Here is a 19,483-nt window from a genome sequence, read left to right as displayed (position 1 = left end):
CGAGTTGTCACTTCGTCGATCTCGATCTCGTGAGTTCCGCGCGGGTGTGCCGGTACTTGGCCTCAAGGCGTTCACGGACCTCCGGAGCCAAGGCTGCCAGTCGCGCAGGGTCGGTGTTGTCGTCCAAGTCCGCCAGCTTCACTGTGACCGCCAGATGCCCTGTAGTCCGGATGCGTTCGTAATAGTCTTCCCGGGGCTCTCCTGGGCGCTTAGTGAGGGCATCGACTATCTCGGAAACAGCTGATCCGACGTCCTCACGCAGGCTGTCGAGCGTCACATCAGTGTCCTCAACTACGTCATGCAGCCAAGCAGCCGATACCGCCAGATCTCGATCAGCCGCCTCGACACGGTCAGCTACTCTCTCAGCCACCCGAGCCGGATGCTCCGCGTAGGGCTCGCCAGCCTTGTCGCTCTGCCCTTCATGCGCTCGACGTGAGATCGACTCTGCCCGCTGCACAAGATCCGACATAAGGCCCTCCCAGGTGACTCCGACGCACCCCACGTTAGCCGCGTACGCCGACACTCGACCACCGATCGCTTGCCGAATTGTTCTCTACTCAATCAAGGCGCCTCGCAAGCTCGGCGCGTCGCCGCTGCGGTCCGTGTCCTCACCTCGATCGTTCCTCACTCGGCTGCGGGCCGGTCCTCGCTTCGACGTTCTACGGCCAGCGCCTGATAGGAGGAATGAGTTCGCCCGTCTGGTTGCATACGTGTTTTGACGATTGCGTGCACCGTGACCTCGTCGCCGACGGACAGCGATCGTGCGACCTCGTCAGTGATATTCGTTGCGGACAGCTTCACTGTTGTAACACCGTCGTCGGAGTCTGGATCAGCTGTGTCTAGCAGCCACCGCTCACGATTACTGATCGTGACGAGTGTTCCAGCCAGTTCGGTTTCCTCAGCATCCAGGTCGCGGCCGTCGATGAACCCTCGCGCATCACGAGCGGTCGAAGTCGTCCAAGTGACCCGCTGGGTTGGGAAGTATGGTTCCTCCCAGCGAGCCTGGAAGTCGAATCCACCTCTGGCGATAGCGTCTGCAAGATTGCGTAGTGCGCTTGTGAATCTCGAGCCATGCAGAGTCAATGTGGCTGCCAACGTGTCATCGACAGCGTCGCGCGTCGCGAACTGAGCCATCACCCCGATCAGAGCCTCAGATGCGCGGTCCACAAGTGGGCGCGGCGGCGACACCAGGGCGTCTTGTCCGCCTGGCGAGATCTCTGCCTCTGGATCAGGTTTCGCGGCGATCGAAAGTGCGAGGGAACCAGTCCCCGCGCCGGAGAGTTCCATGGCTGTCCTAGTCAGGAGCGTGGAAGATAAGCGGCCCCGAAGGGTCTTGACACCTTCGAGTGACGCACCGACAGCTGTGACCGCGCGTTGCCAGTTCAGCAGGACCGCACTGACGTCCTCGAGGGCAGCCGAGTTGCGATCGACGGCCTCTCCAAACAGACGAACAGTTCCTCTCGACCTACCGCGACGCTCGTCAGCGTTACCGCTTAGTGCCTCGAGGCTCATGCGTGCGAGGTCCGCTGAATCGGTCCACTCAACACGTTCGCTATCAGTCTCGAGATGTCGCAGGAGCTGCTCGAACGGAGCTTCACCGGTAGCCATCCAGGATCACCTCCACGTATCCCCGGCGCGGGAGCTTGTCCACATGCGGTTTCGCAGTCTCGCGTGTTCGAGACCACAGATCATCCCAGTAGCCTCTCTCCTGAAGATAGCTCTCCCGTCTGTCAGTGGTGCCTTGGAAAACCCCGGGACGGGGCCACCAGGCCAGCATGTAGCTGTCGACCTCTAGGCCGAGTTGCCGCACCTGGCTTCGCGCGACGACTTGAAGAAACAGGGCCTTCTTCGGATCCGTATTGGCCTCGTTGATCCTCTCGTGGTTTACCAAGAATACTGCGTCAATATCACCCGGTTGCTCCTTGTCCGTGAGGAAGCTCCCGCTCAGCCAACATGCGGCGACCTCATCTACGGCGCTTCGGACGGCATCAGTCAGCGTCCTCCAATCCTGCAGAAGCTTCTCCCGCCGGGCTGTGCTGGCGTGAGCGCTTGCGAACGCATCCAGATCGGCCTCGGACGCTGGCCACCGCCCGAGCGGCAGTGTGCCGTTCACGAGTGCTGGTATGGCCACGCGGGCAGACTACTACGGGTGCACGCGGTGTCCCCGCGTCCCGCCTCGAGCGTGGAGCAATTAGGACTGCTCCAAGCCTGATGCCTCTTTCACGCGTGCTATCTAATCAACCACCGCGGCAGTCCAGCTGCGAAGTCCGATCTTCCGGAGGCGGGCGTCGATAGCTCGCTCGGATCGACCGTGGCGTCTGGCGAGATCCTCGATGCTGGCACCGTTCTGGTACTCAGAGCCGATCAGCTTGGCTTCTTCTTCAGACCACTTCCGATGTGGTGTTGCCGGCACTCGTTGCCCGTCTCTCTTCTTGGCGATTGGTGCATGCTCGAGGATCGCAGTAATCGGCCACCCTTCGGCCTCCGGCTCGTACGATATCCGACGCTTTCTCGCTGCCCATTCGAAGTACTCGCGGCGCCACCGCCGTTGTGTAGACGTCAGATATCCAGTTGGTTGTTGGGCAGTTGGAACGTGCTTTCGAGCGATCGATCTTGCGACAGCTAGAGCCGCCTGCGCATCAGCGGTGGCATCGTGGTGTTGCCCCAGCTCGACGCCATGCCGGGAACACAGATCAGGGAGCTGTCTAGGCTCAGCCCGCATCTTGTCCATGTGCCAATCGAGAATGAGCGGGTCCGCGACACAGACGCCGCTCCAGTCGGGTTGCGGGACCGACATCCGGTCGAACTCGTAATACAGAACGCTCAGGTCGAATCGAGCGTTCATGATCGCGACTGCCCATCGCTCAGTGATCCAGACTTCAAGAAGGGCGCGAATCTCGTTAAGGAAGACCTCGGTGGTGACTCCATCAGCTTGGGCCATCGCGGTCGTGATGCCGTGAATCCCTGTCGCCTCAGCAGGAATACTGCAACCGGGATTGACCAGCCATGACTTAGTGTTTCCGTCTTCGAGGACCACACATGCACTGACTACTCGATCAGCGGCAACATCACGCCCGGTCGTTTCCAGATCGAGCGCAACCATGGGTTCGGTGTGCCAGCCGGAGTGTGTTCCCTCAGGTGGGTGGCTGCACGAGTCGCATACGACCAGCCATCGCGTCACGGACTTGCGCAACCACCCTTCGTTAGGGGCAACTTCCTGGTGGCACCGGTAGCAGAGGGAGTGTCGCTCATTGCGTCGTTCCATGCCAGCTTCTTATCACCGACGACTGACACCGAAGGTCTGCTGGCGTTGCCGTCGCAGGGAGAACGCGACCTGGTCTTTCGCAATCCGGTCTGTACCGGTGGCTGCTCTGAGGAGCCGGCACGCGGTCGAATCGTATGTACGACGACGTGTACGGAATCGGCCCACAGGCACCCAGCTGCGCAACAACCAACCCCCGGGAACACCGAGGCCGCACGCCTCAGATCATCTCGGATCGCCTTCCCAAGTTGGGAATACATCCTTTCCCGTCATCCGCGCCATGACGCTTAGTCTCAGGGGTCAAGCCGACCGTTCGACGCCTTGCTACCTGGAAGCCCGGATCGATCGTCGGCTGGGCCCGGTGCCAAGAAGTTCCGCGAGCTGAGGACGGGTGATCAGGGAGCCTGCTATTGAACATCGGTCAAAGATTCGATGATCCCGATCCGCATGGCGGCTTAGGTTATATGCCTACGAGTAGCCAATGATCAATTTATCGTTATCGCGTTCCACACCGATCACATGTGTGAGAAACCGGCTGCCTAGAACGGCCAATCCCAGTGGTAGGTCCTGGTGCAGCCAGAGTCTCTCGTCCCGGCAGAGCAACTCTCCGCAATTCCCAATCCCATACTCAGCACGCCGAGGACTATTACAAGCAGGGCCAAGACCCCGCCAACGACTAGGGCCCACCTGATTACTCGGACTCGCGACTCGGGGTCTAGTTTGATCCAGTCAGGCGTCTTATTCACGCTGGTCCGTAGAGAGAGAACAGGCCGTTCTGGTCACCGCGGCCAAGGTCGCGTTGCTTGCTCAGAGTGGTTGAGCTGCAACGGGCGATTTTGGAGTACATAACTTGGTCATAGTAGTCGTCCGGGTCCCATTCGTCCGTGTGGCTCAACCCGACAGCGTGACCGAACTCGTGCATTGCGACAGCCTTGAGGTCATGCCCGCTGCTGCATGATCCGGAGCCGATATGCCACGCGCGGCTACTATTGTCAAAGAGGATGTCGGATTGGGTCAACCGTTGGCTGGTAGTCGTAACCTTTGTGCAGGCCCAAGCGAGGTATGAGCCATCCACGTCCCCAAATCCAACCACGCTTTTCCCGTCAAACGACGTACATTTTCCGGATGCGGAAATTCCTGGGCGGTCGGACGTGTTCCCGGCGCTCGTGATTACCAAGCCTGAATTGTCGCTGCCGCACGAATTGCTGGTCCCTGACCCGACTCTGCGGCCCGCATCTACGATGTCCGTCCTTGCCGACGATTTTGGTTGGCCTGTGGAATTGTACCCCCATGCGTAACGCTTCGACGAGTAGAATGTGCGGGCTACATATGGCGCGTCTGTGGAGCAGCGTCGGGACGCGGACTTTGTCTCCTGAGGTTCACGCCGTGAAGACTGTCCGGCTGTGGATTGCCGGTGAGCTTTCCGAAGCGCTGCTGCGGTCTTGCTGGAATTGCTTTCGCTGATATTTGAATCACGCAGTACTGCGACACCGTCTTGGTCGTGCATTACAGATATTTCAATTCCGGGGCTTTCGTCTGCGCTGGTGCCGGACAGGGTGACCATAGAGCCCGCCTCCGGTATGGATATCGAAGTTCCATTGTCAAAATCGAGAATAATTCCAGTCAGGTCGCAGTCTTGAGTTCCAGCAAGATTGACGGCCGCCATGGAGGAAGCTCTCGAAAACTCAGGGCACTCTGCATCAGCTGCGGCTACCGGAGCAGGTCCCACGGTCGTTACCGTTCCTGCTGCTACCAGTGCGATGCTCAAACAGATTAGACTTGGTGACTTCATTAGGATCCGATCCTTGGGGGGCATCGGTGACAAGAGTCTTTCGTGGCAGGAGTCTTGTCAAGAACCCAAGCGTGAATCGGCAGTTCCCGGGGCTGGGTGGCCCAGTGGTAGTGGAGGGCAATGCTCGCGACTCGTGCTCTCCACCGCGCTACTGGATACCCGTCGGTCCTGGTCCAGTGGCGGCCACCGCATGCATGTACAGCGCCAATTGGGAGCCACGCCACGCGGGCACAATCACCGACACAAATCAACAGGAGATGCTGGGGTCAAACGGCTCCTAGGTCGGCCGAACAGTGTCCCAGGTGGTGCTGAGCCGGTGACAGCAGCAGTGACAGCAACGCACACGAGTTTCGTGCGACGGCGCCCGGTTGGCGCTGCCGAAGACCGTGCGTCCAAGGCCGTCAGCGGACTGTCGTGGATGCGTCGCCTCGACCTACGGATCAGAAGGTTGGGGGTTCGAATCCCTCCGAGCGCGCAACAGAACCCCTGATACCGAGTGTCAGGGGTTTTCGCGTACCCCGTCGCCCCGATGCTCGGTCGCCGGACGGCAGAATGCTCCCATGGCCGACACCGTGGATCCGTTGCGAGTGGTCGCAGTGCCGGATTCCTTCAAGGGAAGCGCCACCGCAGCCGAGGTGGCGGCAGGCATCGAGGCCGGGGTACGCGCAGCCTGCGACAACGCCGGGCGACCGGTCGAGATCACGGTGGTGCCCTTTGCCGACGGGGGTGAGGGAACTCTGCAGGCACTGCTCTCGGCCTGGGGCGAGGAGGCCCGATCGGTACCCACCGTGGATGCGCTCGGCCGCCCGGTCAGCGCACGATTCGGCATCTCACCCGACGGGCGGCTGGGCGTGATCGAAGCGGCTGAATCCAACGGCCTGCCGCTGATCGACGATGCCGAGTTCGAACCGATGCGGGCCGGCACCCGCGGGGTCGCGGCGCTGGTCGAAGCCGTGCTCGACCGAGGGGTGAGTGAGATCCTGCTCTGCATCGGCGGATCGGCCACCACCGACGCAGGGGCCGGACTGTTGGCCGGACTCGGCGCAAGGTTGCTCGACGCCGACGGTGAGGAATTGCCCGACGGTGGGGGTGCGCTCGCCCAGCTGGACCGGATCGATCTCACCGGCCTTGATCAACGTCTGCACCGGATCAGCTGGCGAGTCGCCTGTGATGTCACCAACCCGCTGCTCGGTCCCCGTGGGGCGGCGGCCGTCTTCGGTCCGCAGAAAGGGGCCGACGAAGATCAGGTACGCCAGTTGGACGACGCCCTGGACAGGTTCGCCCGGACCCTGCTCGACGACCCCGAATCGGTCATCGACAAGCCGGGAATGGGTGCCGCCGGCGGAATGCCGCTGGTACTGCACGGCGTCCTCGGCGCCGAACTGCTGCCCGGCGCCGAGCTCGTGGCCGACGTCCTCGACCTGCGCCCAACCCTCGCCGCTGCGGACCTGGTGGTCACCGGCGAGGGCCGATTGGACGAGCAGTCGTTGAACGGCAAGGTGATCGACACGATCCGCAGGCTCACACCCGCCACGACCCCGGTGGTGGTGCTCGCCGGCGAAGTCGCACTGGACGCTGCGCAGCTCGCCGATCGCGGACTCATCGCGTTCTCGATCGCGCCGGGTCCGCGTACCCTGTCCGAGTTGCGAACAGAGACCCATGATCAACTGCGGCGCGTCGCACAATCCGTGACGGCGGTGTTCCTCAGCGGCGCCCGCCGATCACCCCCGACCGAGACGACAGAATCGCCCGCATGACCACGGAGCTGTACTACCTGGCCTATGGATCCAATCTCGATCCCGAGCGCCTGGGCAGGCATCTGGCGGAGTCGACCGCCAGGCAGCCGCAGTGGACCACCATTGATCATGGTGTGCAATTCGCCGGCAACTCGCGTCGCTGGCACGGTGGTGTCGCCTTCCTCACGCTCATCCCGACCGGTGTGCTCCACCCGGCACGGTTGTACCCGATGACCGGTACGACCTTCGCCGCACTGTTCGGCAGCGAGAACTTCGTCGGTGAACTGCCGCCGGACCCGTCGCTGCTGGGTCTGCAACCAGGTGAGTGGATCCGGATGCTGATTCCCGGCGGCGCGGCCGACTGGCGGGGCAAGTACAACGCGATCCTCCGTCTGGACGACCACGCCGATGCGCCGGTCTACACCTTCACCACCTGCCGCGACCTGCCACCACGCCCGCCCGGATCGGAGTACCTCACGCTGATCGCGAATGCGCGATCCCTGGCGCCGACCGGGCAATCGCCGACCTGGCAGGGAGATCCGCCACAGACACCGGATCCGTCCGCCCGCCGCGGTGATGCCTGGTACGGATCACTCGCACCCACGGATGGACGCGGTGTGAGCCTGCCGGCCGAGCTCGCCCCGACGGAGCCCGCGGATCGTGCACGCGTGGTCGACCCGATGACCGGGCGCAGCCGGGAGGTGGGGCTGCGGTTCGAGGGTGAGCAGGCACTGATCGGACAGCGTGACCGACCCTCCGGGAGTGATCGGCTGCTGATCCTGATCGACCACCGGGCCTCGTCCTGACTGGGGTCTTGTTCTGATCGGGGCCTCATTCTGACTCGGGCACTCGTTCTTACTGGGGGACTCGTTCTGACTCGGACCGCGTCTGATCAACCACAGGGGTCTCGGGCGAGCTGATGACCGAAGAGTGGTGGACGGCCACTGATCCCGGGACACAGCAAGGGCGCCGCCAATCGGCGACGCCCTGCTGTCAGGTCAGATCGGCAAACCGATCATGCCTCCCGTTTCGGATCCGGATCCTCCGGGCCCGGGACCGGGTCTCCGGGCGCCACATGCTCACCGACCGGGCCCGTACCGCTGCGGCCCGAAGGTCGATCAGTGGGATCAGTGTTCTCGGTCGGCTCGTCGTCGGGCAGCTCCTCCCCGTTCTCGAGGCGGTGGTGGTACTCATCGACGACGAACGACTTGGTCAGATCGTCGTGGTCGACCACCGATTCAGCCTTGTCCAGGCTGACGGCGAAGCTCGGCCCGTGCTCGGTGACACCGGTGACCACTGCATCCTCGGTCAACCGGTCGGCGACCCGTCGCCGCGCGATCCACGGGTCGTTCGCCAGGTCCTTCACCAACGCGACGCAGAGCAGCAGCATCACCACGACGAAGGGCAGGGAGACCAGGATGGTCAGGTTCTGCAGACCGGACAGGGCATCACCACCGGGCGAGATGGACAGCATGATCGCTGCCACGGCGCCGGTGACCGCGCCCCAGAAGACCACGGTCAACCGCCGCGGTTCCTCGGCGCCGCGTTCGGACAGACCGCCCATGACGACCGAGGCGGCATCAGCGCCGGAGACGAAAAAGATCGCCACCAAGATCATCACCAGGACGGTGGTCACCGAGGCGAGCGGGTAGTTCTCCAGCAGCTGGAAGAGCACGAAGTCGGACTGCACCTCCCCGTCCATCAGCAGGCTGGAGCCGGAACGTTCCAGGTCGATCGCCGTACCGCCGAAGACTGAGAACCAGACCAGCGACACCAGGGTCGGCACGATCAGCAGGCCGGTGACGACCTGGCGAATGGTCCGGCCACGGGAGATCCGGGCGATGAACAGACCGACGAACGGGGTCCAGGAGATCCACCACGCCCAGTAGAAGATGGTCCAGCCCGACAGCCATTCGGCGGCGTCACCCCCATCGGCGCCGGTTCGGCTGGACATGTAGATGATCTGGTCCAGGTACTCGCCGAGCGTGGTCGGCAGCAGGTTCAGGATCAACAGGGTCGGGCCGGCGACGAAGACGAAGATCGCCAGCGCCAGCGCCAGCACCATGTTGATGTTGGCCAGCCACTGGATGCCCTTGGCGATACCGGAGACGGCCGAGGCGATGAAGGCGATGGTGAGGACCACGATGGTGCCCACCAGGAGGATCACGCCGGGATTCTCCACCCAGCCGAGGAACTGAATACCGGCGCCGATCTGCAGCGCGCCCAGACCCAGCGAAGCGGCGGAGCCGAACAAGGTGGCGAAGATCGCCAAGCAGTCGATCACCTTGCCGAACCAGCCTTCGGACTTGCGCCCGAACAGTGGCCAGAAGGCCGCACTGATCAACTGTCGGCGGCCCTTGCGGAAGGCGCCGTAGGCGATCGCGATGGCAACCACGGCATAGATCGCCCATGGATGCAGACCCCAGTGGAACAAGGAGGTCGCCATCGCGGTACGGATGGCCTCGGCCTCCGTGCCCCCCTCGGTCCCCGGGGGGATCTGGGTGGTGAAGAAGCTGAGCGGCTCGGCAGCGCCGAAGAACATCAGGCCGATACCCATACCGGCCGAGAACATCATGGCGATCCAGGAGACCGTCCTGAACTCCGGCTTCTCGTCATCGGCGCCGAGCCGCACACCGCCGTACTTGCTCACCGCCAGCCAGAGCACGAAGATCACGAACACCGATGCGGCCAGGACGTAGAACCAGCCGAGGTTGGTGATCACCCAGCCCTGGGCTGCGCTGGAGGCGCTCGACAGCGAGTCCTGGCCGACGATGCCCCAGATGACGAACAGCACCGAGGCGATCGCCGCCACACCGAAAACCACCCAGTCCATACGGGGCTTGCCCCGGCCCAAGGCAGTCGAACGTACCTGCTCGGTGGTGCGAGCACTGAGCAGCACTTCGCGTAGATCGTCTTCCGGTGTCGGAGGGCCGGCGGGTTCTGTCGGCGCGGACATGGCGCATCACCATCCTTCGGGGGCAGCGGTAGCCCACCGGGCGGGACGCCAGGTGGGACCTTCCGACTGTAGCGACGGTGTGCGCTGCTGTCCTCGTGGGCCGTGATCCCACATCGACGGACAGATCCGCACAACAACCGCTGAGCCGTACGACGATTGACTCAGCGACGAAGGGTGATGTGTCGCCTCAACTGAGGATTGTTACGTGCTCGTAGCCATCGATGTCGGCTGCGAGTGACGCCAGATGCTGTCGACGGTCGCCGAAGGTGTGGCCGATGTCGGTCAGTCGCGCCGTCAGGTGGCCCACCGCGTACTCGGCGGTGACGCCGATGCCGCCGTGCAGCTGGATCGCCTCCTGCCCGACATGCCTGCCGGTGCGACCGATCACTGCCTTCACCCGAGAGATCGACGCGGTGTCGTCAGGATCCTCACCGGCGACCATCGCCGCGAAGAGCGCCGCGCTGCGGGCCAGCTCGACCGAGACGTACATATCGGCTGCCCGCTGCGACAGGGTCTGGAAGGTCATCAGCGGTACGCCGAACTGCTTGCGCGACTTCAGGTACTCCACGGTCAGGTCCAATGCCTGTTCCATCGCGCCCAGTGCCTCACCGGCCAGGGCAGCGGTGCCGATGTTGATGCCACGCTGCAGCAGGCTGCTCGCCTGCTCGCCGATCGCCAGCAATCTGCCCGGCGTACCGTTCAATTCGACGCGGCCGCCGGTGCCGAGCTGCTCGGCATCGACCAGGAACAGGGCGGGGCCGTCGGCGGTGTCGGCGGAGACGAGCAGCTTCTGCGCGGCATCGGCATAGGGGACCGGTTCCTTCACACCGCTGAGGGTCCAGCCGTCCCCGGACTGCTCGGCCTTTACCGTCGCGGCCAGGCTCCATGCCCGGCCGGGCTCGGTGAGAGCCGGTACGACCAGCAGCTCACCGGCGAAGATCTGCTCCAGGAGCTCGGCGAGCTCCTCGCCGAGCTCGGCATCCTCCAGGGCGCCGGCGAGGACGGTGGCGGCGACCAGGGCATCGGCGTAGGCGGTCAACAGATTGGCCCGGCCGAGTTCGGCGGCGACCAGGGACACCTCGACGACGCCGGCTCCCAGTCCGCCGGCTTCCTCGTCGAACGGCAGGGCCAGCGCCCCGAGTTCGCTCAGTGCCTGCCAGGTCGCGGGGTCGTGCACACCGGGCCCGACAGCGATCTCGCCACCGGTGGCCGCCCGCGGGTGGCGGGAGGCGAGCTGCTTTGCCGCGCTCTGCAGTGCGCGCAGATCGGAATCGATGGTGAAGTCCATGATCAGCCCTTCAGTCCGAGAATGCCGGTGGAGATGATCTGTCGCTGGACCTCGTTCGACCCACCGTAGATCGACGCCTTGCGGTAGTTGAGGTAGGTCGGGTTGGCGACCTCGGCCCAGTCGGGTACCTCGCTGTCATCCGGGTGGCTCCAGCGCAATCCCGCCGGACCCGCGATATCGGTGATCAACTCGAGGATGTCTTGCTGCAGTTGGGATCCGCGCAGTTTCAGGATCGAGGATGCCGGGTCGGGTTTGCCTTCCTTCGACGAACCGGCAACCCGCAGCACGGTCAGTTCGAGTGCCAGCACCTCCGACTCGAGGTCGGCGATCCGGGTACGCAGCAGCGGATCGTCGAGCAGGGTTCCCTGGTCGGTGGCGACCGACTTCGCGAAGGTCTTGGCCTTGGCCAGGATCCGCTTGATCGATCCGACCGGGGCGACTCCGACGCGTTCGTTGCCGAGCAGGAACTTGGCGTAGTTCCAGCCCTTGTTCTCCTCCCCGACCAACTGGTCGGCGGGGATCCGGACGTTGTCGAAGAAGACCTCGTTCACCTCGTGCCCGCCGTCGATCAGTTTGATCGGCCGGACCGTCACGCCGGGGTCCTGCATGTCGACCAGCACGAAGGAGATGCCCTGTTGCTTCTTCGGGGCCTCGGGGTCGGTGCGTACCAGGACGAAGATCCAGTCGGCGTACTGGCCCAGGGTGGTCCAGGTCTTCTGGCCGTTGATCACGTACTCATCGCCGTCGCGGACCGCGGAGGTGCGCAGCGAGGCCAGGTCCGAGCCCGCGTCGGGCTCGGAGAACCCCTGGCACCACCAGATGTCGAGGTTCGCGGTGGCCGGCAGGAATCGCTGTTTCTGTTCCTCGGAACCGAAGGTCGCGATCACAGGCCCGACCATGTTCACGTTGAAGGCCAGTGGCATCGGGAACCCGGCCAGCTGCATCTCCTCGCGGAAGATGTGGTGCTGCAGGGTGGACCAGTCCTGTCCGCCCCACTCGAGTGGCCAGGCCGGTACGGCCAGTCCGTGGGAGTTCAGCAACCGCTGGGCGGTGCGTTGATCCTCCGGGGACAGCTCCCGGCGGCTGGGTCCCTGGCGAAGTTCCTCGGGAACCTGATGGGTGAAGAAGTCCCGCATGCGCTGCTGGAAGGCAGCGTCCTCGGCACTGAGTTTGCGATGCATCGTTGGCCTCCTGGGCCCAAGACTAACCCCTTTGCGAACGCTCAGTAAACGCCCTGTGCAGGTCTTCGGGACTCCTACCGGGCGCGGCGCACCGGCCGCATCAGTCGAGCAGTTCGAGTTCGGGGTCGTCGATGGCGAAGGTCTTGATCGGGCCGACGGTGTCGACGGTCTCGAAGCGGACCGTCACCCGGCCCAGTCCGGTGCCCCAGACCCACCCCTGCCCGTAGTGGGTGTGCCGGACATCGGCACCCGGTTGGAGCGTCGGTACCCGTCGCCGGGGCGTCTCCTCCCAACTGGTGGTCTGGGTGTCGGTCTCGCCGACGGCCGATGCGTCGGCCAGTTCGAAGAGCTCCTCCTGTGCCGACCCGGCGAAACCGCTCACTCCCACCCCGAGCAGGCGTACCCCGCCACCCAGGTCGAGCGCGGCCAGCAGTGCATGGGCCTGGGCGGCGATCACCTCGGCCCGGTCGGTGGCACCGTGCAGGGTCCGCGATCGGGTGACGGTGGAGAAGTCGGGGCGGCGGATCTTGATCGAGATCGTCCGCGCGAAGAGCCGGGCCTCCCGTACCCGATTCGCCACCAGCCGGGCATGTCGTTCGGTGATCGCCCGCAACTCGGCACGGTCACTGATGTCGTCCTCGAAGGTGTCCTCGACCGAGATCGACTTCGACTCCCGGTCCGGTTCGACCGCCCGTTCGTCGCGGGCGAAGGCCAGGGCATGCAGCCCGGTGCCATGGGCCTGGCCGAGTTCGCGGTTGAGTTCGGCGGGGGAGAGCTGTTGCAGATCGGCGACGGTACGTACCCCCAGGCGCGCCAGCTTGTCCCGGGTGACCGGCCCGACGCCGGGAATCACCCCCACGTTCAACGGTGCGATCGTCTCCACCTCGGTGCCGGGGGCGACGATGCGGCAACCGTCGGGTTTGCCGAGTTCGGTGGCCAGTTTGGCGATGAACTTCGAGGTGCCGATGCCCAGCGAGGCGGAGATGCCGCCGGTGGCCTTCGCGACCGCCGACTTCAGCTCGGCGCCGAACTCGGTCAGGGATTCTGCGTCGAAGGCCGGTGGATCGGCTGCTGCCGCGAGGTCGACGAACGCCTCGTCGAGGGAGAGCGGTTCGACCAGGGGCGAAATCGACCGGAGGATGCCCATCACCACCGCGCTGGTCTCGCGGTACTTGGCGTACCGGCCCGACAGGAAGGCCGCATTCGGGGCGAGCCTTCGCGCCTCGTGCATCGGCATCGCCGAATGCACACCGAACACCCGGGCCTCGTAGGAGGCGGTGGAGACCACTCCCCGGCGGCCGAGCCCACCGACCACGACAGGTTTGCCCCGCAACGAGGGCTTGTCCCGCTGCTCGACCGAGGCGAAGAAGGCATCCAGATCGAGATGCAGCACACTGGCCTCGGCACGCACGCCTCCATAGTGGCACCCGTTTCCGTGTTGCCGCCGATCGCGTCCAGGCGTTTGTCCGCCTCGCCGTCCATGCCGAGACCAACGGACCGGGGTTGGCTGGCGCCGATCGTCGAGGCGCGGGCGACGGCCCGAAACTGGCACCATGTGGGTCTCGATGACTGATGATTCGAAGCTGCGCCGGGTGGTGGTGCGCAAGACCGCGACAGTCGGCGGATTGCGGATCTCCTACCGCGAGGAGCGCGACCCTCGCCCCGAGCAGGAACCGTTGCTGCTGATCCACGGGCTGGGGATGTCGAGCGCTGCCTTCGCCGAGTTGGCACCCCGGTTGACCGAGGACTTCCACATCCTGGCGATCGATCTGCCGGGATGCGGGCACAGCCAGACACCGCCGCGTGCCTACGGTGTGCCGGAAATGGTGGACGGGATCATCGCCTGGCTGGACCAGATCGGGGTCGACCGGGTCAACCTGCTCGGGCATTCACTCGGCGGGCAGATCGTGGTCCGGCTGGCCGCCCGGTACCCCGAACGGGTACGCAAGGCCGTCGTGGTCTCCTGCCCGCCCGACCCGGCGGCGCCGCGTGCGTGGCAGGCCGCGCTGCGGCTGGCCTCCGATGCACTGATGGAACCGACCCAGGTGATCCGGCAGGCCACGTTCGACTATCTGCGGTCGACGCCGAGGCTGATGTGGCAGACCTGGAAGAAGGCGCTGCGCACCGGCGTCGAGGACGCTGCGCACTCGGTCAACGCGCCGACCCTGGTCGTTCGCGGTACCTGGGATCCGGTGGTCACCGGCCCGGGGGCGAGGGAACTGTCGAACCTGATCCCCAACTCGGGGCTGGTCGAGATCGAACGGGGGACACATGGGCTGCCCCTGCAGTCACCGGAGAAGCTGGCCGCGGCGGCGGTGAAGTTCCTGAAGTCCTGATCCCCGGGGTTGTCGCAGCCCTGAGTCACAAGCTCCTGGAATCCTGAGGGATTCGGAGTCGGCAGGGTTCCCCGGGGCCCGGGGTGACCGGGGGTCAGTCCGCGTGGGCCAGAGCCAGCCCGTCGTCACCGGTGTTCCAGCACTGCGCGGCTCACCTGCTCGAAGCGTGCGCGGTCGAGGATCGCGCCCTCGCGGCGTACCGCGTTCGGATCCACGCGGATGATCCGGTTCACCCGTACCTCCGACGGGCGACGCTCGGCATCCCAGTCACCGGAGCCGATGTCGACCCAGTGACGACCGGTGCGGGTGTCGGTGTCGCGGTCGTGGTCCTTGCTGGTCAGTTGCAGCGCGAGCAGCCACGGCCCGTCGTGGCCGATCAGCAGCACCGGCCGGTCCTTGCCCTGGTGGTGATCCTCCTCGTAGGGGACCCAGGTCCAGACGATCTCGCCGGGGTCGGCCTCGCCGTCGAGCTCGGGGTTGTAGGCGAAGTCGGGGACGCCGACGAAGTCACCGGGGTAGTCGGTCGGCCGATCCTGCCCCGGCCCCTGCCGAGGTCGACGTCGTGGCGGCTTCGGTTTCGCGCTCGACTTGGCCGCGCGGCTGTGGATCAGGTCGCGGGTGAGTCGCCGGGCCAGGCCGCTGGCGGCCCGGGTGAGCTGGGTGCGCAGCGAATCGGCCATGGCCCGAGGGTAGATCATGCCGAGTTCCCGAGCCCGGCCGGCGACGGCTCGTCGGGGAAACTCGGGGAACTCGGCGGGGAACTCGGCGGACTCGTCGGGGAACTCGGCGGAGAGGGGAGGCCTTGCGCGGTCGTTCGCGTCCCGGGTCGCGACACCACTGGTGGGATTTCGACGGCTCGCCGCCGCGCCGCGGGGGCGTCACCGCGCCGATCAGGGTGTCCGGGGCGGGCGCGGCAGCGTGGGCCGTCGTTTTCCGGGAGCGGGCGGCGACTAGCGTGTGCGGGGTGAACGACGCAGCAGCCAATTCCCGCTCGAACCTCGACACCGCGGTCTGGAAACCCGTCGAGGGATTCGACTTCACCGACATCACCTACCACCGGGCGATCGACGTCCCGGCGGTGCGGATCGCCTTCGACCGGCCGGAGGTACGCAACGCGTTCCGCCCCGGCACCGTCGACGAGCTCTACCGGGCGCTCGACCATGCACGGATGAGCTCCGACATCGGGTGTGTGCTGCTGACCGGCAACGGGCCGTCGCCGAAGGACGGCGGCTGGGCCTTCTGCTCCGGCGGCGACCAGCGAATCCGTGGCCGGGCGGGCTACCAGTACGCCGAGGGGGAGACCGCCGAGAGCGTCGACCCGGGCAAGCTGGGCCGATTGCACATCCTGGAGGTGCAGCGGTTGATCCGGTTCATGCCGAAACCGGTGATCGCCCTGGTGAACGGATGGGCCGCCGGAGGCGGGCACAGCCTGCACGTGGTGGCCGATCTCACCCTGGCTTCCCGCGAGCACGCGAAGTTCAAACAGACCGATGCCGATGTCGGCTCCTTCGACGGCGGATTCGGCTCGGCGTACCTGGCGCGGCAGGTGGGACAGAAGTTCGCCCGGGAGATCTTCTTCCTCGGCGATGTCCATGATGCCGAGGATGCGCACCGGATGGGAATGGTCAACCGGGTCGTCGACCATGATCAACTCGAGACCGTCGGCCTGGAGTGGGCGGCCCGGATCTGCGCCAAGAGCCCGACCGCGCAACGGATGCTGAAGTTCTCCTTCAATACCATCGATGACGGGCTGATCGGTCAGCAGGTGTTCGCCGGCGAGACCACCCGGCTGGCCTACATGACCGATGAGGCGGTCGAGGGTCGCGATGCCTTCCTGGAGAAGCGTGATCCGGACTGGTCGCGCTTCCCCTACTACTACTGACCTGTTCCAGGCCGGCGTGGGCGTACCGACCCGCATGCCCTGAGGGGCCCACATGCCTTGAGGAGGATGGGTGATCGACTGGACGCAACTGCAGACGGTGTACGGCAACGCGGCGCTGATGCCGGTGGCCAGCCGGGCATTGGTCATCGTCTCCAAGGTGGTGAGTTGTTGGCCCGGGCACGACAAGCCGACGACTCCGGGCCGGTCTGGGACGAGCTGTGGAGCCACCTCTGTCATCAGGGGACCGTGGCGAGTGCCAGCTACGCCGCGATCGGTGCGCTGACCGACATCTGTCTGCAGCAGCGACCACGGGGTTACATCGCGCCGCTGCAACTGGTCGGTGCGATCGTTGCCGCCGAGGACGGACCCGAGGATCCCGCGCAGGTACGGCGGCGCTATGCCCGGGAACTGGCCGAGTTGGCCGAACTGGCCGAACAGTGCCTGCCGCTGAGCGCTACCGATGCCGACTTCCTCTATGGGCTGGAGACCTGGATGGCCCTCGCGCACGGGGGGCCGTGGTCGCGTTGCCTCGGTGTTCTCGGCGAGGGTGAGGCACTGCTCGATTGCCCGAACTGTCGACGCCTGCTGGTCCTGCGGACGGAGGACGAACCGGTGACCCTGGCCCCGTGGGAAGGTCCGGGAACACCGACGGTCGTCGATCCGGTGGCCGATCCGGAAGGGCCCGGAGAAGCGCAGTTGATCAGGCTGGCAACGGTCAACGGGCGTCGTGGAGTTGCCGCCATGCTTCGGTACGCCTTCGGCAGCGCCGACTGTTCCGCCTGTGGTTCGCCGGTGACGATCGGGTCGGCTCTGGACGGTTCCTGAGGCCGACGTGCCGCAGGTGACCCGGCCACCCGGCAGTGGAGCACCGTCTCGGTACGTTCGCGCGGGTACGCGCCCTCGGAGTCTGGTCGGGTGCCGGCTGTTCACTGCACTCGCAAGGGGACTGGTCATCGCTCGCCTCCGGGAATGCACGTACTCGCAGTGGGAGGCGCGGCGCCGACCCGCCGTGGGCGATGCTGCCCGATCAGTACCCCGATGCCGACGATGGTGATGCCGACCAGTTGGCCGACGGTCAGGGACTCGTCGGCGATCAGGGCACCCAGCAGCACCCCGGTCACCGGGTTGAGCAGGCCGATCACACCGACCACACCGGCGGGCAGCACGGCGAGCCCGTGGAACCAGCAGACGAATGCCGCAGCGGTGGCGATCACCGCCACATAGGTGAATCCCAATAGTTCTGAGGTGCTGAAGACCGGAGGTGTACCTTCGCCGAGGATCGCCACCACCACCAGCGCTGCGCCGCCGAAGGCGAACTGCCAGGCGGTCGCATCGATCACCCGTACCTGCCCGCTCCAACGCTTGGTGAGCGCGAAACCGATCGCGGAGATGATCATCGCGCTGATCGAGGCGCACAGTCCGATCAGGTCACCACCGTGGGCGAAGCCGACGACCAGGGGTACGCCGATGATCCCCACGGCAGCCCCCAGGATCACCCGTGCACTGGGTGATTCGGAGGCGAGCAGCCACGCCGCGCCGACCATTGCCAGCGGTGAGGCGGCCATGATCACCGAGGCCACACTGCTGGGCAGGTGATGGGCGGCCAGGTAGATCAGGATGAAGAAGGCGACGACGTTGATCACCCCGAGCAGTGCCGCGCGCCACCACCAGGCGCCGTGCGGCCGGCGCCGGGACAGCAGCAGCAGGAACACTGCTGCGGGGGCTGCACGCAGCGCAGCTCCCCACAGTGGCAGATCGGCCGGGAGCAGCTGAGCCGTCACCACATAGGTGCTGCCCCAGGCGATCGGTGCGATCGCGGTGATGAGGACGTCCCGCAATTTAGCTTCCATGGAAGATAAAGATAGCTTCCACGGAAGCTAAACTCCAGAGCGTGGATTTCATCGGACGAGTGCAGCAGCAGTGGCAGCGGGAACGGCCGGGTGTCGATGTCGCTCCCTTGGGACTGATCGGGCGCCTGCACCGGATCGCCAATCACCTCACGGTCGAACTGGTCGCCCTCTATGCCGAGTACGGACTGACCGAGGGGGAGTTCGACGTACTGGCGACTCTGCGCCGCGAAGGGGTGCCCTACGCAATGGCTGCCGGTGAGCTGGCTCGGAACACGGTGGTGACCACAGGTGGGATGAGCAAGCGACTGGACCGACTGGAATCGCGCGGGCTGATCACCCGCCGGGTCTCCGAGGCCGACCAGCGCGGACGGACCGTCTCCCTCACCGACGCCGGTCGCGAGCTGATCGACGAGACCTTCACCGCCCACATGGAGAACGAGCGCCTGCTGCTCGGTTCGCTCAGCGCCGACGAGGTCGAACAACTGACCGCCCTGCTCCGACACTGGGCCGAGAACGAGGGACTGTGAGTCCGGCGCTCTCGGTGCGGGTGGTGGTACGTCGCAGAGCTGGCTGCGCCATCGCTGCCTGCGCGATAGCGTGTTCCGATGCCTGCCGCGACCACTGAGGATCTTCGCTCGGCAAGGCGAATCCTGTTGCACGGCGTGACCGGATCGGGCAAGAGCGCCGCAGCGCACCGACTCGGCGAGCTGCTGGACCTGCCGGTGCACCTGGTCGACGACGAGATCGGCTGGCTGCCCGGCTGGGTGAATCGCGATCCGGCCGAGCAACGATCACTGGCTGCGGAACTGGCCGCCGCCCCGTCCTGGGTCTTCGACTCCAGCTACCAGACATTCCGCGATCAGGTGCTTCCCCGGGCACAGGTGGTGGTGGGGTTGGACTACTCGCGCCGGCTCAGTTTCGGGCGGTTGCTGCGCCGTACCGCCCGCCGGTGGCTCACCCGTGAACCTGTCTGCAACGGCAACGTCGAAAACCTCGGTCAGATCCTGTCGCGGGACTCGATCCTGATCTGGCACTTCAAGTCCTTCGGTCGCAAACGCGCGCAGCTGCGTGCCTGGGAGGCCGCGCCCGACGGCGTACCGGTACTGCGCCTGCGGCATCCGGCCGATCTGGAACGGGTGCTCGCCCGGCTGCACGCGAGGCCCTGACCGGGCTGGTCGGCGGGCGACTCGCAGGACGGGA

18 protein-coding genes are annotated in these 19,483 nt (G+C 65.5%); 7 read left to right on the top strand and 11 right to left on the bottom strand.

Translation table 11 applies throughout. From position 1 onward, the window contains the following. Window positions 1–7: 7 nt before the first annotated feature. The 5 genes from CLV29_RS15780 to CLV29_RS17270 all read right to left on the bottom strand — a co-directional run bounded on the left by CLV29_RS15780 (window position 8) and on the right by CLV29_RS17270 (window position 4,769). Window positions 8–469: an HD domain-containing protein gene (locus CLV29_RS15780; RefSeq protein WP_133756076.1), complete on the bottom strand. Its 462-nt coding sequence runs from the start codon at window positions 467–469 to the stop codon at window positions 8–10. Window positions 470–624: 155 nt separating this feature from the next. Next, window positions 625–1,287 carry a hypothetical protein gene (locus CLV29_RS15775; RefSeq protein ID WP_133756075.1) on the bottom strand — a complete coding sequence of 221 codons (663 nt, stop codon included), beginning with the start codon at window positions 1,285–1,287 and terminating at the stop codon, window positions 625–627. A 307-nt stretch (window positions 1,288–1,594) separates the two neighbouring features. Next, window positions 1,595–2,131, bottom strand: a complete 537-nt coding sequence (locus CLV29_RS15770; RefSeq protein ID WP_133756074.1) for a DUF6932 family protein — start codon at window positions 2,129–2,131, stop codon at window positions 1,595–1,597. Between the two features lie 102 nt (window positions 2,132–2,233). Beyond that, window positions 2,234–3,103 (bottom strand): exonuclease domain-containing protein, encoded by an 870-nt coding sequence (locus CLV29_RS15765; RefSeq protein ID WP_166649323.1) that lies wholly within the window; start codon window positions 3,101–3,103, stop codon window positions 2,234–2,236. 901 nt (window positions 3,104–4,004) lie between these two features. Continuing rightward, entirely contained in the window at window positions 4,005–4,769 is a 765-nt protein-coding gene (locus CLV29_RS17270; RefSeq protein ID WP_424991539.1) for a matrixin family metalloprotease, read from the bottom strand. An 845-nt stretch (window positions 4,770–5,614) separates the two neighbouring features. Here CLV29_RS17270 and CLV29_RS15755 point away from each other — a divergent pair. Further along, complete coding sequence (locus CLV29_RS15755; RefSeq protein WP_133756071.1) at window positions 5,615–6,811, top strand: glycerate kinase; 1,197 nt, start codon at window positions 5,615–5,617, stop codon at window positions 6,809–6,811. Beyond that, on the top strand, window positions 6,808–7,596 hold the full coding sequence (locus CLV29_RS15750; protein ID WP_133756070.1) for a hypothetical protein: 789 nt from the start codon (window positions 6,808–6,810) through the stop codon (window positions 7,594–7,596). Before CLV29_RS15755 ends, CLV29_RS15750 begins: the two co-directional genes overlap by 4 nt. Before the next feature lie 209 nt (window positions 7,597–7,805). Here the strand turns inward: CLV29_RS15750 and CLV29_RS15745 are convergent, their stop codons facing one another. From CLV29_RS15745 to CLV29_RS15730, 4 genes are all read right to left on the bottom strand, one after another. Beyond that, entirely contained in the window at window positions 7,806–9,746 is a 1,941-nt protein-coding gene (locus CLV29_RS15745) for a BCCT family transporter (RefSeq protein ID WP_133756069.1), read from the bottom strand. Window positions 9,747–9,933: 187 nt separating this feature from the next. Then, on the bottom strand, window positions 9,934–11,034 hold the full coding sequence (locus CLV29_RS15740; RefSeq protein ID WP_133756068.1) for an acyl-CoA dehydrogenase family protein: 1,101 nt from the start codon (window positions 11,032–11,034) through the stop codon (window positions 9,934–9,936). 2 nt (window positions 11,035–11,036) lie between these two features. Next, the gene (locus CLV29_RS15735; RefSeq protein WP_133756067.1) at window positions 11,037–12,215 is read right to left on the bottom strand and encodes an acyl-CoA dehydrogenase family protein; all 1,179 of its coding nucleotides are present in this window, start codon (window positions 12,213–12,215) and stop codon (window positions 11,037–11,039) included. Between the two features lie 100 nt (window positions 12,216–12,315). Then, the gene (locus tag CLV29_RS15730; protein ID WP_133756066.1) at window positions 12,316–13,626 is read right to left on the bottom strand and encodes a DNA polymerase IV; all 1,311 of its coding nucleotides are present in this window, start codon (window positions 13,624–13,626) and stop codon (window positions 12,316–12,318) included. A 154-nt stretch (window positions 13,627–13,780) separates the two neighbouring features. Here CLV29_RS15730 and CLV29_RS15725 point away from each other — a divergent pair, with 154 nt between their 5' ends. Continuing rightward, window positions 13,781–14,551 carry an alpha/beta fold hydrolase gene (locus CLV29_RS15725; protein WP_166649321.1) on the top strand — a complete coding sequence of 257 codons (771 nt, stop codon included), beginning with the start codon at window positions 13,781–13,783 and terminating at the stop codon, window positions 14,549–14,551. Between the two features lie 125 nt (window positions 14,552–14,676). Here the strand turns inward: CLV29_RS15725 and CLV29_RS15720 are convergent, their stop codons facing one another. Beyond that, window positions 14,677–15,231 carry a type II toxin-antitoxin system PemK/MazF family toxin gene (locus CLV29_RS15720; protein ID WP_133756064.1) on the bottom strand — a complete coding sequence of 185 codons (555 nt, stop codon included), beginning with the start codon at window positions 15,229–15,231 and terminating at the stop codon, window positions 14,677–14,679. A 284-nt stretch (window positions 15,232–15,515) separates the two neighbouring features. Here CLV29_RS15720 and CLV29_RS15715 point away from each other — a divergent pair, with 284 nt between their 5' ends. Next, window positions 15,516–16,433, top strand: coding sequence for a 1,4-dihydroxy-2-naphthoyl-CoA synthase (locus CLV29_RS15715; RefSeq protein WP_133756063.1), 918 nt, complete (start codon window positions 15,516–15,518; stop codon window positions 16,431–16,433). A gap of 66 nt (window positions 16,434–16,499) precedes the next feature. Continuing rightward, on the top strand, window positions 16,500–17,258 hold the full coding sequence (locus CLV29_RS15710; protein ID WP_133756062.1) for a hypothetical protein: 759 nt from the start codon (window positions 16,500–16,502) through the stop codon (window positions 17,256–17,258). 125 nt (window positions 17,259–17,383) lie between these two features. On the opposite strand, the gene CLV29_RS15705 is transcribed toward CLV29_RS15710, so the two are convergent. After that, window positions 17,384–18,283: a DMT family transporter gene (locus CLV29_RS15705; protein ID WP_133756061.1), complete on the bottom strand. Its 900-nt coding sequence runs from the start codon at window positions 18,281–18,283 to the stop codon at window positions 17,384–17,386. 41 nt (window positions 18,284–18,324) lie between these two features. Between CLV29_RS15705 and CLV29_RS15700 the strand changes: the two genes are divergently transcribed. Beyond that, window positions 18,325–18,810 carry a MarR family winged helix-turn-helix transcriptional regulator gene (locus tag CLV29_RS15700; RefSeq protein ID WP_133756060.1) on the top strand — a complete coding sequence of 162 codons (486 nt, stop codon included), beginning with the start codon at window positions 18,325–18,327 and terminating at the stop codon, window positions 18,808–18,810. Window positions 18,811–18,888: 78 nt separating this feature from the next. After that, a complete protein-coding gene (locus CLV29_RS15695) occupies window positions 18,889–19,449 on the top strand; it encodes a P-loop NTPase family protein (protein ID WP_133756059.1) in 561 nt (186 codons plus the stop codon). The last annotated feature ends 34 nt before the right edge of the window (window positions 19,450–19,483 follow it).

This window comes from Naumannella halotolerans, assembly GCF_004364645.1.
GTDB lineage: Bacteria > Actinomycetota > Actinomycetes > Propionibacteriales > Propionibacteriaceae > Naumannella > Naumannella halotolerans.
The sequence above is the reverse complement of the archived record's forward strand: the minus strand, read 5'-3'. Positions and strand labels throughout refer to the sequence as shown.